Annotated in this window: 11 protein-coding genes; 6 read left to right on the forward strand and 5 right to left on the reverse strand. The window is 73.6% G+C overall.

The annotated features are described in order from the left end of the window. Window positions 1-86: 86 nt before the first annotated feature. Complete coding sequence (locus ACWDGI_RS08120; protein ID WP_450756572.1) at window positions 87-929, forward strand: pentapeptide repeat-containing protein; 843 nt, start codon at window positions 87-89, stop codon at window positions 927-929. Here the strand turns inward: ACWDGI_RS08120 and ACWDGI_RS08125 are convergent. Next, window positions 888-2429, reverse strand: coding sequence for a cytochrome P450 (locus ACWDGI_RS08125; RefSeq protein WP_450756574.1), 1542 nt, complete (start codon window positions 2427-2429; stop codon window positions 888-890). The genes ACWDGI_RS08120 and ACWDGI_RS08125 overlap by 42 nt on opposite strands. 108 nt (window positions 2430-2537) lie before the next feature. Here ACWDGI_RS08125 and ACWDGI_RS08130 point away from each other — a divergent pair, with 108 nt between their 5' ends. Together ACWDGI_RS08130 and ACWDGI_RS08135 are read left to right on the forward strand one after the other, a co-directional pair. After that, the gene (locus ACWDGI_RS08130; protein ID WP_450756576.1) at window positions 2538-3143 is read left to right on the forward strand and encodes a TetR/AcrR family transcriptional regulator; all 606 of its coding nucleotides are present in this window, start codon (window positions 2538-2540) and stop codon (window positions 3141-3143) included. A gap of 146 nt (window positions 3144-3289) precedes the next feature. Next, window positions 3290-4021: a DUF2470 domain-containing protein gene (locus tag ACWDGI_RS08135; RefSeq protein WP_450756578.1), complete on the forward strand. Its 732-nt coding sequence runs from the start codon at window positions 3290-3292 to the stop codon at window positions 4019-4021. Here ACWDGI_RS08135 and ACWDGI_RS08140 read toward each other — a convergent pair. From ACWDGI_RS08140 to ACWDGI_RS08150, 3 genes are all read right to left on the reverse strand, one after another. Next, window positions 3989-5188 (reverse strand): lactonase family protein, encoded by a 1200-nt coding sequence (locus tag ACWDGI_RS08140; RefSeq protein WP_450756580.1) that lies wholly within the window; start codon window positions 5186-5188, stop codon window positions 3989-3991. The two genes, ACWDGI_RS08135 and ACWDGI_RS08140, sit on opposite strands and share 33 nt — an antisense overlap. A 107-nt stretch (window positions 5189-5295) precedes the next feature. Then, on the reverse strand, window positions 5296-6327 hold the full coding sequence (locus tag ACWDGI_RS08145; RefSeq protein ID WP_450756582.1) for a hypothetical protein: 1032 nt from the start codon (window positions 6325-6327) through the stop codon (window positions 5296-5298). After that, window positions 6324-7616 (reverse strand): FUSC family protein, encoded by a 1293-nt coding sequence (locus ACWDGI_RS08150; RefSeq protein WP_450756584.1) that lies wholly within the window; start codon window positions 7614-7616, stop codon window positions 6324-6326. Before ACWDGI_RS08150 ends, ACWDGI_RS08145 begins: the two co-directional genes overlap by 4 nt. A 198-nt stretch (window positions 7617-7814) precedes the next feature. On the opposite strand from ACWDGI_RS08150, the gene ACWDGI_RS08155 reads away from it, so the two are divergent. Together ACWDGI_RS08155 and ACWDGI_RS08160 are read left to right on the forward strand one after the other, a co-directional pair. Further along, window positions 7815-8213, forward strand: a complete 399-nt coding sequence (locus tag ACWDGI_RS08155; protein ID WP_450756586.1) for a DUF3592 domain-containing protein — start codon at window positions 7815-7817, stop codon at window positions 8211-8213. Window positions 8214-8308: 95 nt separating this feature from the next. After that, entirely contained in the window at window positions 8309-9217 is a 909-nt protein-coding gene (locus tag ACWDGI_RS08160) for a DUF3626 domain-containing protein (protein ID WP_450756588.1), read from the forward strand. On the opposite strand, the gene ACWDGI_RS08165 is transcribed toward ACWDGI_RS08160, so the two are convergent. Then, on the reverse strand, window positions 9163-9792 hold the full coding sequence (locus ACWDGI_RS08165) for a PAS domain S-box protein (protein ID WP_450757444.1): 630 nt from the start codon (window positions 9790-9792) through the stop codon (window positions 9163-9165). The genes ACWDGI_RS08160 and ACWDGI_RS08165 overlap by 55 nt on opposite strands. Before the next feature lie 189 nt (window positions 9793-9981). Here ACWDGI_RS08165 and ACWDGI_RS08170 point away from each other — a divergent pair, with 189 nt between their 5' ends. Next, the gene (locus ACWDGI_RS08170) at window positions 9982-13134 is read left to right on the forward strand and encodes a bifunctional cytochrome P450/NADPH--P450 reductase (protein ID WP_450756590.1); all 3153 of its coding nucleotides are present in this window, start codon (window positions 9982-9984) and stop codon (window positions 13132-13134) included. Window positions 13135-13342 lie beyond the last annotated feature (208 nt).

Consider the following 13342-nt stretch of genomic DNA (forward strand, 5'->3'; position numbering starts at 1 on the left):
CCGGGGGTGGCGCGTCGCGTCCGGTGCCGGTCGGCGCGCACACCGCCCGTGTCCCTCGACGAACCGCAGGTCAGTACGCTGGACGGATGCCAGAACACATATCCGAACGCCCGAGGCCGCACGTGCTGCGCGGGGACTGCGCCCACTGCTTCGGTCTGTGCTGTGTCGCTCTGCCGTTCACCGCCTCGGCCGACTTCGCGGTGAGCAAGCCCGCCGGCAGGCCCTGCCGGAACCTCGGCGGCGACCACCGCTGCGGTATCCACACCGACCTGCGGCAGCGCGGGTTCACGGGCTGCACGGTCTACGACTGCTTCGGCGCCGGGCAGCGGGTCTCGCAGGTCACCTTCGGCGGGCAGGACTGGCGGACCGGGACCGAGGAGCACGCCCGCCGGATGTTCGACGCCTTCCCGGTCGTACGGCAGCTGCACGAACTGCTCTGGTACCTCACCGAGGCGCTCGGCCTGCCCGCCGCCCGCCCGGTCCACGGTGAGTTGGGGCAGCTGCTGGAGGCCACCGAGGAACTCGCCCTGGGGACGCCCGAGGAACTCGGCGCCCTGGACGTGGCCGCCCACCGGCAGCGGGTCAACGTGCTGCTGCTGCGCGCCAGCGAGCTGGCTCGCGCGGACGTGCGGGGCCGGAAGAAGGACCGCCGGGGAGCCGACCTGATGGGTGCCCGGCTCCGGGGCGCCGACCTGCGCGGCGCGAGCCTGCGCGGGGCCTACCTGATCGCCGCCGACCTCACCGGCGCCGACCTGCGGGACACCGACCTGATCGGTGCCGACCTGCGCGACGCCGATCTCACCGGCGCGGACCTCACGGGCGCCTTCTTCCTGACCCAGCCGCAGGTCGACGCGGCCCGGGGGAGTGCCGGTACCCGGCTGCCGGCGTCAGTCACCCGCCCCGTGCACTGGACACCCGCCGCCCGCTGAGGCGCGCGTGTCGTCCGGCACGGGCACCGGCGCCGGGGCGGGACGGCGCCGCTCCAGCCGCAGCCGCAGCCCGTCCGGCATCAGCGTCAGCCGTTCGGTCACCCGCAGCCGGTAGCCGGGGTCGGCCTTCAGGTCGTAGCGGCGCAGCAGCAGACCGAGGACCAGGGTCGCCTCGTGCAGGGCGAACTGGCGGCCGATGCAGGCCCGGGCACCCGTCCCGAACGGCTTGAAGGTGTGCGGGGCCCGGCCGCGCGTCGCCTTCGCCTCGAAGCGGTCCGGGTCGAAGCTCTCGGCGTCCGGGCCCCACACCTCGGGGTCCCGGTGCAGCATCGGGGTCAGCACCAGGGCCCAGGCGCCCCGGCGCATCGGATGGTCCCCGGCGAGCACGGTGTCCGCGCGGGCCTCGCGGGCGAACGCGGGGGCCGTGGGCCACAGCCGCAGCGACTCGTCGAGGACCCGGCGGACGTAACGGAGCCTGGCGACCTGGTCGTAGGCCGGTGCGGGCGTGTCCCCCCAGACCCGGTCGACCTCGGCGGCGGCCCTGGCGGCGACCTCCGGGTGCAGGGCGAGGTAGTGCAGGGCGAAGGAGAGCGCGCCCGAGGTGGTCTCGTGGCCGGCCACCAGGAAGGTGATCACCTGCCGCCGTACGTTCTCGGCGGACAGCAGCTCCCCGGTCTCCGGGTGGGCCGTCTCCAGCATCCGGTCAAGCAGGTCGCCGTCCCCGCGGCCCGTCTCGCGGCGCTCGGCGACCAGGTCGTCGACCGTGCCGTTGAGGTGGTCGATGTCGGCCGCGTTGCGCCGCGCGGCCTGCCGCAGCAGCAGCGGGGCCAGCAGCGAGGGCACGCTGTTGAGGCGCTGGGCGTAGGTGAGGGTGCCGATCATCGCGGTCACGAAGGGGTGCGGCCGGTCCCGCTCGAACGAGCCGAAGTCGTGCCCGAACCCGGTGCGGGCGATCGTCTCCAGGGTCAGCTTGGTCATGTCCCCGGGCACGTCGACCCAGCGGCCGGCCGCCAGCTCCCGGTCCCAGTGGCCGGTCAGCCGGCCGGCCACCGAGAGCATCATCGCGTGATAGCCCTCCATGGCCTCCCGGCTGAAACCCGGGGCCAGGACGTCGTGCGCCAGCTGCCAGTTGGGCTCGTGGTTGTACGCCGTGAACAGGCCGTCCCCGGCGATCGGGCGCAGATTGGCGACCCCCAGGCCCACGTGTTTGGCGAACCGCGACTCGTCGGCCATGTCGGCGGCCAGTTCGGCGCCCCACACGAACACGAACTCGTTGCCGAACGCCCGGCGCCGGAAGATCGGGCCCAGCTGCCCGGCGAAGCGCATCGAGTCCTGGAGCGGCGTGCGCCGGTCGACCCCCAGGACGTCGCCGACGAAGGGCAGCCGGCGTGGCGGGTGCGGTATTCGGTGCAGTTCGGGCCAGCCCTGCTCGGCGCCCCGGAAACCCTTCGGCAGCGGGCCGTCCGCCCCCGTCGCCGTCTGCGTGGCCGTCTCCGCCATGGCGCGATCTCCCTCGATGCTGCGGCAGGTTGAGCTAGTTGTACGTGGGTTCAATAGGCGGTTTCAGTCTCATCCTGTTGTTGAACCCACGTCAAGTAAAGTGCGGACATGGTCGCGAACCAGGGTGAGCGCAGCCGCCGCAGACTCAGCACCGCGGAACGACGCGAGCAGCTCCTCTCGGTCGGGGCCAGGCTCTTCTCCGAGAGCCCGTACGACGACGTGTGGATCGAGCAGGTCGCCGAGATCGCCGGTGTCTCCCGAGGCCTGCTGTACCACTATTTTCCGACCAAGCGTGATTTCTTCGCCGCCGTGGTGGAGCGGGAGAGTGAGCGGATGCTGCGGATGACGGCGGCCGAACCCGGTGTGCCGGCCCGTGCGCAGCTCACCGAGGGCCTGGACGTCTACCTCGAGTACGTCCACACCCACGCGCACGGCTTCCGCGCCTTCCATCGCGCCGAGGCCTCCGGCGACCAGGCCGTGCGTCGTGTCTACCGGCAGGCCCAGGCCGCCCAGGAGCGGCAGATCCTGGCCGCCCTCGCCGCCGACCCCGAGTTCGGCCCCGCCCTGGAGCTGCGCCCCGACACCCGGCTGGCGGTGCGCGGCTGGCTCGCCTTCACCACGCACGTCTGCCTGGAGTGGCTGCGCACCGAGGAGTTGACCCGGGAGCAGGTGCGGGACCTGTGTGCACGGGCGCTGCTGGGCGTCCTCTCCTGAGCGTCGCGGCCCCTTCCGGTGACCTGTCCTCACCTTGTGGCGCACCCTGTTCCTCACCCTGTTCTTCACGTACGCCACGCACCGTGTGCTTGGCGTACTCCCCGATCTTCGATAAGTTAGGTTAGGCTTACCTAAGGAGGTTCGGGATGGGTGACGAACAGGCGGCCTGGGCGGCCGGCCCCGGCGCGGCCGAACAGGCCCGGTCACTGCTGGCCACGGCATGGTCGTGCAGGGTGACCGCGGACGGCGGACGCGAGGAGTTCGTCGGCGCGCACGCCGTCGCCGACGACGGCCGGGTGCTGCTGCATGTGCCGGAGGACAGCGCCCTGCTCGCGGCCGCGATCCGTGCCCCGCGCGGCGAGCCGTCCGCCGTGCTGGAGTTCGCCGACGTGGCGCCCGTCGCGGTGCGCAACCGGATCCGGGCCCGGCTGTGGATGGCCGGCTGGTTCGTGCCCTCCGACGAACACCTCGTGTTCCAGCCCACCCGTGTGGTGTTGCGCCGGCCGTCCGGCGCGGTCGTCGTCGACCTCGACGAGTTCGCCGCCGCGCGGCCCGACCCGCTGGCCGGCGCCGAGGCCCACCTGCTCACCCACCTCGCCGACGCCCACCCGGACGCCGTCGAGCGGCTCACCAGGCTCGTCGAGCCCGAGAGCCTGCACGCCGCGACCCGCGTCCAGCCCCTGGCGGTGGACCGGCACGGACTGACCCTGCGCATCGAACGCACCCGCGCCCACGGGGACGTACGGCTGGCCTTCCACGCGCCCGCCGACGACGTCGCCCAGCTCACCGAGCGCATGCACGTCCTGCTGACCCAGGCCGGTGCCGCCGCCTCCTGCCCGCGGACGCTACAGCGGCAGCGCGCAGACGGCGACGGGTGACGCGAACGGCTTGCCCGCGAGCCGGAGTCCACCGCTGCGGGGGTCCACGGTGAAGACACTCACGGTGCCGGACCGCTGGTCGGCGGCGAACAGCAGCCGGCCGTCCGGCGAGAACGCGATCTGCCGGGGGAAGTCCCCTTCCACCGGCACGGTGTCCAGCAGCCGCAGCCGCGCCCCCTCGGCCTCGACCGCGTACCGCGCGAGCGTGTTGTCGCCCCGGTTGGCCAGGTAGGCGTAGGCGCCGTCGGCGGTGACCAGGATCTGGGCCGGGTAGTTGGTGGTGCCCGTCCTGCTGCCGGAGGGCTGGGGTGCGCCGATCGAGAGCCGGCCGGCGGCCGGGTCGTAGCCGCACACCGCGATCGTGTCGTCCACCTCGTTGGCCAGGTACGCGTACCGCCCGCCCGGATGGAAGGTCAGATGGCGCGGGCCGGCCCCCGGCCTGGTGTGCGCCTGGGCGACCTCGGTGAGCCTGCCCGAGGCGAGGTCCAGGCGGTAGCTGTAGACCGTGTCGGTGCCCAGGTCGACGGCGAGGACATGGCCGCCGTCCGGACTGGTGATGAACTGGTGCGCGTGCGGGCCCTGTTGACCGGGGCCGGGCGCCGGGCTCGAGTGCGTGACCAGGTCCGTGCGGTCGCCGAGGGCGCCCGTGGTGTCGATCGGGTGGACGGCCACACTGCCCGAGGTGTAGTTGGCGCTGAGCAGCCAGCGGCCGCTCGGGTGCACCGAGAGATGGCAGGGCCCCGCCCCGCCCGTGCTGCGGCTGCCGAGGATCTTCCGGTCCGCCAGGCGTACGGCGGTCACCCCGCCGTCCGTGCGCTCGTTCACCGCGTACAGCGTCCGGCCGTCCGGGTGGACCGCCAGATACGACGGGTCGGCGACGCCGGTGAGTGTGCCGGCGCCGGTGATCCGGCCGCTGTCGGGGGCGTAGGTGGCCAGGCCGATGCCGGTCCCGCCACCTTCCACGGAGGTGTAGGTGCCGAGGTAGAGCGGGCGCGGGCCGGCGGACGGCCTCGTCGGGGGCTCGGCCGCCGGGCGCGGTGCCGGGTCGCTCTCCTCGAGCGGTGCCGCGGGTGCCGGGACCGCCACCACGGCCGCCGCGCCGGCCATCGCACCGACGAACCGGCGCCTGCTCCAGCCGCCGCGCGTCGCTTCCGTACCACTGCCCATGCCCGCACCTCAGGTCGTCGGTCACCTCGGTCGTCACAGCAACCTTGGCGCGGGCCCCTGGTCAAAAGCAAGAAGGGCAACGACCGTTGCATCCACTGCAACGACTGTCACCAGTCGCCGTCCTCCACCGGCTTGCCGGGCGAGTCCTTCAGCGGGATCACCTGCCCCTGGGACGGCTGCCGCCAGGGCTCCAGGTCGTCGCCGAGCCAGTCGCCGACCGGCTTGACCGTCTCCAGGGCGTCCGTGGGGGCGAGTTCCTGGGCGTCCTGGTCGTAGTAGTCGTACCAGGGCAGCCCGGCCCGGGTGTACGCCGCCCGGTCCACCGGTGACGGCGGCGGCGCCTGGCCCGTGATCCGACGCCATTCCGGGGGCGTGACCAGGTGTACGAAGACCCGCCCGGCAGGGCGTTCGGCCCAGTCCCGTGGCGGCCGGTCGTCCTGGTAGACCTCCTGGCGCATCGAGCCGCCGACCCCGAGGCCCATCCCGGCCGAGCGGGAGCGCGGGGCGGCACCGGGTGCGGGGGCGGCGGCCATCATCGGAAGAGCCGCGCCGTAACCGCCGGGCGATCCCGGCGCGGGCGTCCGCTCCCGCCGCAGCCGTTCCTGGCGCCGCCACTCGGCGAGCGGCTCCTCCTCGAGCGTGAAGGACTGGAGCTGCACCCCGCCCCACACCTCCTCGCCGGTGACCTGCCCCTCCACCGTGGCGCCGAGACCGAGCGGCACCGCCACGAACTGGCGGACCGTGCCCTTCCCGGAATTGATGCCGTCCAGCCAGGGCTGCCGGGGCAGCACCAGGTAGTTCTGCGGATCCCGGGACAGCCGGTCGCGCCACGGCTCGCCGGAGACCGCGCACACCTTGCCGACGCCGACCTGGAGGGCGGCCGGCTCCACCGTGCCCGCGAAACTCAGCCACATCGCCTCGCGCAGATACACCGGCAGCATCACCCCGCCGCGCGCCCGCCACCCCGCCGGAACCGTGTCCGGATAGTCGCTCACCCGCCGGACCGGGAACTCGCCGAGCCCCGGCGGCAGTGGATGCGTCCCCGTCTCCGGCAGGCGCAGTGTGCGCACGAAGCGCACCGCCACCCCGCCCGGCAGCCGCAGTGTGTTCCCGTCGATCCGTACCGCCGTGTCCGTCACCGGCGTGCCCCCTTCTCCGCCCTGTTCTCCGTCCCGGACCGAGAACGCCCCGCACCACCCGTCCGGTTCCGCTGCAGCCGCTCCGGTACGCCGATCCGCTCCCGCAGCCAGGTCAGCCGGGGCCGCCGGGCGCGCTGCTCGCCGGAGACGCGGTCCAGCTCCTCCAGCAGCCGGCGGGTGCGGTGCTCGGTGTCCATCTCGTCGAGGAGCCGGTTGACCTCGGTCAGGACGGCTCCCAGGAGCTGCCAGTTCCGGTCGTCGCCGCGGACCTCGTCCCGGAGCAGCTCGGCGAGCTTGTCGCGGGTGCCGGTCGCGGTGTGCAGCTCGGCGGAGAGCCGGGCCTCGGCCGACTCGGCGCTCTCGCTGATGCTGGTCGTCACCAGCACCGCGAAGCTCACCACGGCGTCGGCGATCTGGGACAGCAACTGCTCCACGGCCGCCCCGGCGTCCGAGGCGAACAGCGCCTCGGGTTCGCGGGCCTTGGCCAGGTCGGTGAAGGTGCGGGCCAGCACCCGCAGCACGACCGTGCAGATCTCCAGGGTGTCCAGACCGGTGCGCAGCACCACCCGGTGCAGCAGGCCCTCCTTCACCCGCGGATTGAGCCGCAGGCTGTCCTCGGCCTGCCGCAGCGCCGCGTCCACCTCGACGATGGCGTGGTCGAGCCGGCGGGCCTCGTGCAGCCGCTCGGCCGCCTGCCGCCAGGGCGTCAGCCCCGACGCCTCCTCGCCCATGCGCAGCATCAACTGCCGCAGCCTGCGGGCCAGGCCCTCGATCGACTCACCGGCCTCGTCCACCCACACCGGGGGAGGGAGCAGCAGGTTGCAGGCCATGCCGACGACCGCGCCGATCAGCGTCTCCACGATCCGCGCCCACGCCGTGCTGCTGATGGTGGTGACCCCGAGCACCAGCATGGCGCTGATCGCCACCTCGGGGATGTACTCGTCGACCCGGACCAGGTGCCCCACCGCCAGCGAGGCCACGATCAGCAGCGCCAGGCTCCACCAGGTCAGCCCCACCAGCTGGCTGAAGGCGATGGCGACCAGGACACCGGCCACCACCGCGTTGACCCGGCGGAAACCGTTGGTGAGGGTGGCGTACAGGGTCACCTGCACGACCAGGAGCGCGGTCAGCGGGGCGGTCAGCGGGGCCGGTTCCGGGCTCAGCCGGAGCGCGACGACGTAGGCGATCGTGGCCGCGGCGGCCGACCGCAGCGTCTGGACGACCACCGGGTCCCGATGGCGCCGCAGCAGTTGCGGCAGACCCTTGGCCCACTCCCGTACGTCTTGCATCCCTTGGCCTGTTCCCACTCACGGGTCACGTCGAACGTGTTTTCCGCGGATCACTCGGGCGCCAGTGGCTGGATGACCAGGGTGGACTACGGAGCGTGTCCGAACTCCGCGCCCCGGCCCCCGCAACCGAACACCAGGCCGACGCGTCTCCTGCTCCCGGGGTGCAGAACGGACGGGCGGGGCGGAAGGGTTGGGAAGTTGAACTTCAGCGCGGTGCTGTGCACGGTGGTGGGCCTCGGGCTCCTCGGGTTCGCGGTGCGGGAGAGCGCGGTGGTCGTGCGGTTGCGCCGGCACGGGCTACGCACCCGGGGTGTCGTCGTGGACAACGTGCGCACCAACGACCGCCAGGGGCCGAAGTGGATCCCCGTCATCGCCTTCACGGACCGCTCCGGCTACCGGGTGGAGTTCTCCCCACGCATCCAGGGCTCCGGCATGGGCCTGGCCACGGGACGCGAGGTGGAGGTGGTCTACCTGGCGGCGAACCCAGGGACCGCCCGCGTCCGCATGTGGCGCCACGTCGTGGGCCCACTGGTGCTCCTGGCGGTCGGCGGGGCCGCCTTCCTCGGGGTCGGCGTACTCATCGCCCTGACGGGCTGACGCCCGGCCCGACGAAACAGCCGCGACCGGGCGGGACGTGATCGGATAAGGTCGGCCGGCACCGGACGAGCGGGGACAGGCCGCGGGGGGAGCCGATGGAACTCACCGACATCGGGACGGCGCGAGCCGCGGCGGCGCTGCGCCATGTGGCCGCGCTGTCCTCGGGACCGGCCCTCGACCCCGGTCTGCCCATCACCCTGAACTTCCACCCCGACCGGCTGTCGGCCGGGCTGCCGATCCTGGAGGCGCTGGCCAGGGACGGGGCCTACCACTCACAGTTCGTCACCGGCACCAGCAACGGCGGGCTCACCGCGCACCCCGGAGGGGACCGCTGGCGCTGGGAGAGCCGGATCTTCGGCGGGACCTACGACGACGCCGCCCCGACCGAACGACCGGTGTACGGGGCGCTGAACTTCCGCCGCCAAGTGGTCGGCGCGGCCCCCCGGTTCGGTTCCTCGCACCTGCGGCTGACCGGTCCGGCACTGCACCGCGCGACCTTCTGCTACCCCGACAGCGCGGCCGAGCCGACGGACTTCGGCGTCGCCGCCGGAACACACCTGCTCGCCCTCGCCGAGGCCGACGAGCAGGACGCCCTCAACGACTACATCGAGACACAGGTGCACGGCGGTGTACGGCTCGACCGGGACGTGGCGGCCCTCGTCCTGGACGCCTGCTACCGGGGCACCCCGGTCGAAACGGCGGCCCGCCGGCTGCCCTTCCCGGTCGACTGGCACCCCGGCTACCGGCTCACCGTGCCCGACCTGCGCCGCCACGCCGGCTACCGGGGCCCGCAGTACGCCGAACTCGGTGCCCTGATCGCTGAGAAGGGCGTCGTGGACCCCCGGATCATCGGCGAGGCGGCCCGCACCGGCCGGTACGCGATCCAGGACCTCAAGATGGTCTGGCACACCCTCGCCCGCTTCGGCGCCCCGGAAGGCGCGGGTACGGCCTACTCCGTCGGCTCGGGCGGCCAGCTACCGGGGGCCAGTACACCCAGGGCGTAGGCGCGGGCGACCAGTTCGGTGCGGTTGGCCGCGGACCAGCGGGCCGACAGACGGCGCAGGTGGTAGGTGACGCCGTCCTTGGTGAGGCCCAGGTCGCGGGCGGCCTGGGCGGTACTGGCGCCCCTGGCCAGCAGGGCAAGCACCCGCCCCTCGACCGGGGTGACCCTGACCGGCTCCGCCGCGGGCGTCCCGCGCTCGCCGTCCACCCGTAGCATCACCAGCAGCGACGGCGTCTCGCCCACGGCCTCGCTGACCGGGTCCGCCGTCAGCTCGCCGTACCGCTCGGCCCCGCCGGGCGCCCGCCACCGTACCGACACCTGGTAGCGCGAGCGGTGCCGCAGCCGCAGCGCCTCGGCGATCCGCTCCACCTGCGCCTCCTCCTGCGGGCGGAACAGCTCCAGCACCTCCCGGCCGCGCAGCCGTCCCGGGGTCGTACCGCACTCGGCGGCCATCGCCGGATTGGCCACCAACACCAGCCCGTACACGTCGCACACCGCGACCGGCACCGCCACCCGGTCGAAGAGCGTCAGCGCACGGTTGCGCCACACCACACCGTCGAGCCGGTCCGCCGCCATGCCCACCTCCGCCCATTCGCCCTCCATCCAAGGCGACCACGCAGGTCAGAGGCAACTTGACGGCCTGGCGCAAGAGCCGGCGCGCACTTTCGACTGCACGATCGTGTAGTGCGGCGGCGCCGTGCCGCACCCCCGGAGGACCACGCTTGACCGCAGGACTTCCTTACCGCGAAAGGCAGTTGTCGCGCCATGCCCCCCACCGCGCCGCACCCCCTCACCGCAGACACCCTGCACGGCGTCCCCGTCGTCGACATCACCGCCACCGGCCCCGGCCGCACCCCGATCCAGCAGGTCATGAACCTGATGCGGGAGCACGGGCCGGTCCTCGTACGGCGCCTGCACGGGCGGGACACCCTGTTCGTCGCCGACGCCGACCTGGTGGCCGACCTCGCCGACGAGCAGCGGTTCGCCAAGCACGTCGGGCCCGCCCTGGAGAACGTCCGGGCCTTCGCGGCCGACGGACTGTTCACCGCGCACAACGACGAGCCCAACTGGGCCAAGGCGCACGACATCCTCATGCCCGCCTTCGCCCTCGGCTCGATGCACACCTACCACCCGGTGATGCTCAAGGTCGCCCGCCGGCTCATCGAGTCCTGGGACCGCGCCGCACGGGACGGCCGGCCCGTCGACGTCCCGGACGACATGACCCGGATGACCCTCGACACCATCGGCCTGGCCGGCTTCGGCTACGACTTCGGCTCCTTCGAGCGCACCGACCCCCACCCCTTCGTCGAGTCCATGGTCCGCTGCCTGGAGTGGAGCATGACCCGCCTGGCCCGCAGGCCCGGCACGGACCACTCGGCGGCCGACGCGGCCTTCCGCGACGACGCCGACTACCTGGCCCAGGTCGTCGACGACGTCATCGCCTCCCGCACCGGCACCGACCAGAGCGGAGCGGGGGACCTGCTCGGCCTGATGCTCTCCGCCCGGCACCCGGACGACGGCACCACCCTGGACCCGGCCAACATCCGCAACCAGGTCATCACCTTCCTGATCGCAGGCCACGAGACCACCTCCGGCGCGATGTCCTTCGCCCTGTACTACCTGGCCAAGCACCCGACCGCGCTGCACCTCGTCCAGCGCGAGGTGGACGCCCTGTGGGGCGACACGCCGGACCCGGAGCCGACGTACGACGAGGTCGGCCGGCTGACCTACACCCGGCAGGTACTCAACGAGGCACTGCGACTGTGGCCCACCGCGGCCGCGTTCGGCCGGCACGCCCTCGAGGACACCCTGCTCGGCGGGCGGGTCCCGCTGCGGGCCGGCCAGGCCGTCACCGTGCTCGCCCCGATGCTGCACCGCCAGCCGGTCTGGGGCGACAACCCCGAGCTGTTCGACCCCTCACGGTTCACCCCGCAGGCCGAGGCGGCCCGCCCGGTGCACGCCTTCAAGCCCTTCGGCACCGGTGAACGCGCCTGCATCGGACGGCAGTTCGCCCTCCACGAGGCGACCATGCTGCTGGCCATGCTGGTGCACCGCTACCGGCCGCACGACCACACGAACTACCCGCTCACCGTCAAGGAGACCCTCACCCTCAAGCCCGAGGGCTTCACCCTGACCCTCACCCCGCGCACCCCCGCCGACCGCGTCCACCAGGCGCTGCCGGGGGCCGCGCCCACGGTCGCCCACGACCCGCACGACACGGCCGCCCTCCCGGCCCGGGTCCGCACCGGCACCGGCGCCCTCCTCCTGCACGGCAGCAACTACGGCACCTGCCGCGGCTTCGCCGCCCAGCTCGCCGACGAGGCGGCCGACATCGGCTGCGAGACCGAGGTGGCCGCCCTGGACGCCTACGCCGGCGGCCTGCCCGCCGACCGGCCCGTCGTCATCACCGCCGCCTCCTACAACGGCCGCCCCACCGACGACGCCACCGCCTTCGCCGCCTGGCTCGACGGCGGGCCCGACCTCACCGGAGTGACCTACGCCGTCCTCGGCGTCGGCGACCGCAACTGGGCCGCCACCTACCAGCACTTCCCGACCCGGATCGACGCCCGCCTCGCCGAACTCGGCGCCACCCGCCTCACCGACCGGGCCGCGGTGGACGCCTCCGGCGACCTGACCGGCACCGTCCGCGCGTTCACCGCCCGGCTGCGCACCGCCCTCCTCGAGCAGTACGGCGACCCGGACGCCACCCCCGCCGGACCGGAACCCACCGCCGCCTACGAGGTCCGCGCCCTGACCGGCGGCCCCCTCGACGCCCTCGCCGAGCGCCACGGACTCGTCCCCATGACGGTCACCGAGGCCCATGACCTCACCGCCCCCGGCCACCCGCGCACCAAGCGGTTCCTGCGCGTCGCCCTGCCCGACGGCGTCACCTACCGCACCGCCGACCACCTGACCGTGCTCCCCGCCAACGCCCCGGAGCTCGTCACCCGCGCGGCCACCGCCCTCGGCATCGACCTCGACACCGTCCTCGACATCCGCGCAGGCCGCCCTCGTCGCGACGGACTCGCGGTCGACCGGCCGCTGACGGTACGCCAACTCCTCGCCCAGCACGTCGAGTTGCAGGAGCGCCCCAACGCCCACCAGTTGTCGCTGCTGGCCGACGCCAACCCGTGCCCGCCGGAGCGGGCCGCGCTCACCTCCCTGAGCGACGACCCGCGCACGCTCGTCGAGATCGTCGAGGACCACCCCGCGCTGCGCGGCGCCCTGGACTGGCCCCGGCTGCTGGACCTCCTGACACCGCTGAAACCGCGCCACTACTCGATCTCCTCGTCGCCCGCCACCGACCCCCGCCACGCCGACCTGATGATCTCCCTGCTGGAGGCACCCGCCCGGTCCGGCAAGGGCACCTACCGGGGTACCGGCTCGGGCCACCTCGCGACGCTCCGCCCCGGAGACACCCTGTACGCCCGTGTCCAGCCGTGCCGGGAGGCCTTCCGGGTCGACACCGGAACACCGGTCGTCATGGTCGCCGCGGGCACGGGCCTGGCCCCCTTCCGGGGCGCGGTCGCCGACCGCACGGCCGCGCTCGCGGCGGGCGTCGAACTCCCGCCCGCGCTCTGCTACTTCGGCTGCGACGCCGCCGACGCCGACTTCCTGCACGCCGAGGAGCTCCGCGGCGCCGAGACCGCCGGAGCCGTGTCGCTGCGCCCGGCCTTCAGCACGGCCGGCACCTTCGTCCAGCACCGCATCGCCGCCGAGGCCGACGAGGTGTGGGCCCTGCTGGCCGCCGGTGCCCGGGTCTACGTCTGCGGGGACGGCAGCAGGATGGCACCGGGGGTACGGGAGGCGTTCCGCACCCTGTACCGAGAGCGCACGCCCGGTGGTGACGCCGACGAGTGGCTGAACTCGCTGGTGGCGGAGGGGCGTTACGTGGAGGATGTGTACGCGGCATCCTGATCGGTGCCCGGCTTGAAGCGCCCCTTCGGGGTTGCGGGGAACCGCGCGAGCGACCAGGGTGGACCGGCAGCCCGCGCACAACCCGCACCCCCACCGCGCTCCCCGCACCCGCCCGCCCTGCCGGAACCCTTCACTCACAGCGTGAACTAAGGGTTGGGAAAATGTCGCTTCCGCCCTCCCGAAGGAGTATGTTGCAGGTCGGGAAGGG

This window comes from Streptomyces sp. NPDC001220 (assembly GCF_053597895.1).

Coding starts and splice junctions, on each gene's coding strand:
- ACWDGI_RS08130 (WP_450756576.1), top strand. CDS start 2,538: ATGGTCGCGAACCAGGGTGAGCGCAGCCGCCGCAGACTCAGCACCGCG.
- ACWDGI_RS08125 (WP_450756574.1), bottom strand. CDS start 2,429: ATGGCGGAGACGGCCACGCAGACGGCGACGGGGGCGGACGGCCCGCTG.
- ACWDGI_RS08150 (WP_450756584.1), bottom strand. CDS start 7,616: ATGCAAGACGTACGGGAGTGGGCCAAGGGTCTGCCGCAACTGCTGCGG.
- ACWDGI_RS08140 (WP_450756580.1), bottom strand. CDS start 5,188: ATGGGCAGTGGTACGGAAGCGACGCGCGGCGGCTGGAGCAGGCGCCGG.
- ACWDGI_RS08160 (WP_450756588.1), top strand. CDS start 8,309: ATGGAACTCACCGACATCGGGACGGCGCGAGCCGCGGCGGCGCTGCGC.
- ACWDGI_RS08120 (WP_450756572.1), top strand. CDS start 87: ATGCCAGAACACATATCCGAACGCCCGAGGCCGCACGTGCTGCGCGGG.
- ACWDGI_RS08135 (WP_450756578.1), top strand. CDS start 3,290: ATGGGTGACGAACAGGCGGCCTGGGCGGCCGGCCCCGGCGCGGCCGAA.
- ACWDGI_RS08170 (WP_450756590.1), top strand. CDS start 9,982: ATGCCCCCCACCGCGCCGCACCCCCTCACCGCAGACACCCTGCACGGC.
- ACWDGI_RS08165 (WP_450757444.1), bottom strand. CDS start 9,792: ATGGCGGCGGACCGGCTCGACGGTGTGGTGTGGCGCAACCGTGCGCTG.